The sequence below is a fragment of the Lactobacillus nasalidis genome (genome assembly GCF_016587775.1).
In the GTDB taxonomy this organism is placed as follows: domain Bacteria; phylum Bacillota; class Bacilli; order Lactobacillales; family Lactobacillaceae; genus Lactobacillus; species Lactobacillus nasalidis.
The window spans coordinates 1-1,551 of the sequence record NZ_BOCG01000321.1; the positions used below are offsets into that span (position 1 = coordinate 1).

Here is a 1,551-nt window from a genome sequence, read left to right on the forward strand (position 1 = left end):
GCATCACCCTCAGCTACCAAAAGCTGCTTGACGGCCGCTTCTACGCCGTCTGCAGCAAGCACTACGGCTATGCCGGCAGCCGGCCGGTAACCATGCAGGATCTGGCCAAAGAGCGTTTGATTTTTCTTGACAACAGCTGGTGTCTGCCCAAGCAAAACGCCCTGCAGAGCTCTTTGACCCGCGACTTGTCCAGCCTGGACTATGCCGTCGCCAACAATATGACCGACTACGAGCAGATGCTTTCAGCCGGCTTGGGGATCGGGATCTGTGCCGATTTCGTGGTCGACCCGAGCAACGACGAGCTGGAACTGCTGCCGCTTGAAAACGAAATCACTGATGAGATCGGCATGGTCACGCTCAAGAACCGCAAGTCCCCGGCTGCCGATTTCGTCGCCTGGGTCAGAAGGCATGGGCTGCCGGCCACGCACCCGGTCGCTGAATAAGGAGGACTGCCGCATGAACACTGAACACTTGGCAATTTTTATCAATCTGGCGGAAACGCTCAGCTTTTCCAGGACCGCGATGAACATGGGCGTCTCCCAGTCCGCGGTTTCGCAGACCATCTCTTCCATGGAACGCTATATTGGCGCTGACCTGTTTTACCGGACCCGCAAAAAGGTTTCGCTGACCCCGGTTGGCAAGGCCTTTTATGAAGACATCCGCCCGGTCCACCACAGCTACGTCGACACCCTCCGGCACCTGGAAGCCTTGAACGAGCAGGCCAAAGACAAGATAACCGTGGGCATCAGCAACTCCCCTTACGAGGTTCACGCCCTGGCCCAAAGCATCCAGGCCTACCAAAAGGAGAACCCGAAGATCCAGTTCTACATTGAAAGCCACAGCTACCATGACCTGGCGAGTCTTTTGGATGAAGGGGCCCTGGACGTCATCTTTTTGAACAAGGATGCCGTCAGCTCCTCGTCCAAGCTCAACTTCAAGCCCCTCCTGACCGGCAAGTACTGTGCCGTTTTCCAAAAAGACTACGATTTCGCCCCGCGCGGCTCGGTCAAACACAGCGACCTGGACAAGCAGCGCGTCATTTTCCTGGGCGACAATGTCTGCACCCCCAGCCAGTTTGCCCTGCAGAAGGTCCTCTGGCAGGAGCTGCCCCACCTGAAGGCCGTTGCCGCCAACTCCATGGCTGCTGCCATGCTCAACATCCGGGCCGGCCTGGGGATCGGCCTTTTGCCCAACTTCTTTCTGCCCCGCCAGCTGACCGACCTGCTGGCAGTCCCCCTGGCCGGCAAGAACGAAGTCAGCTATGGGGTCGCCATCCAGGCCCAGACCATGTCCACGGCCAGCCTGGACTTTTACAACTGGCTGCAGGCAGACCGGCTGCCGCCGGTTCATGAATTTGCTTAAATCAAAAAGGCTGGAAGCTTGCTTCCAGCCTTTTTCTTATTTTAAATTTTCTTTGGCCGTCAGTGCCAAATCCCAGGCCAGCCACTCGCCGCTGTCTTGAGCCCCAAGCCAGCGGTCCAGCTTGGCCTGACTGACCCCAGTCAGCTGCTGCCAAGCCTGCTTGGTCAGCCCATTAGCCGCCAGGCTGCC

2 protein-coding genes are annotated in these 1,551 nt (G+C 58.0%); both read left to right on the forward strand.

Features of this window, described 5'->3' with window-relative positions; all coding sequences use genetic code 11:
* On the forward strand, window positions 1-443 hold a 443-nt coding region (locus lacNas_RS06080), incomplete at its 5' end, for a substrate-binding domain-containing protein (RefSeq protein WP_244661428.1).
* Window positions 444-456: 13 nt separating this feature from the next.
* Complete coding sequence (locus tag lacNas_RS06085) at window positions 457-1,362, forward strand: LysR family transcriptional regulator (RefSeq protein WP_201330583.1); 906 nt, start codon at window positions 457-459, stop codon at window positions 1,360-1,362.
* Window positions 1,363-1,551 lie beyond the last annotated feature (189 nt).

Excerpts from the sequence above, each read along its gene's own strand:
- lacNas_RS06085 (WP_201330583.1), top strand. The coding sequence starts at position 457 with ATGAACACTGAACACTTGGCAATTTTTATCAATCTGGCGGAAACGCTC.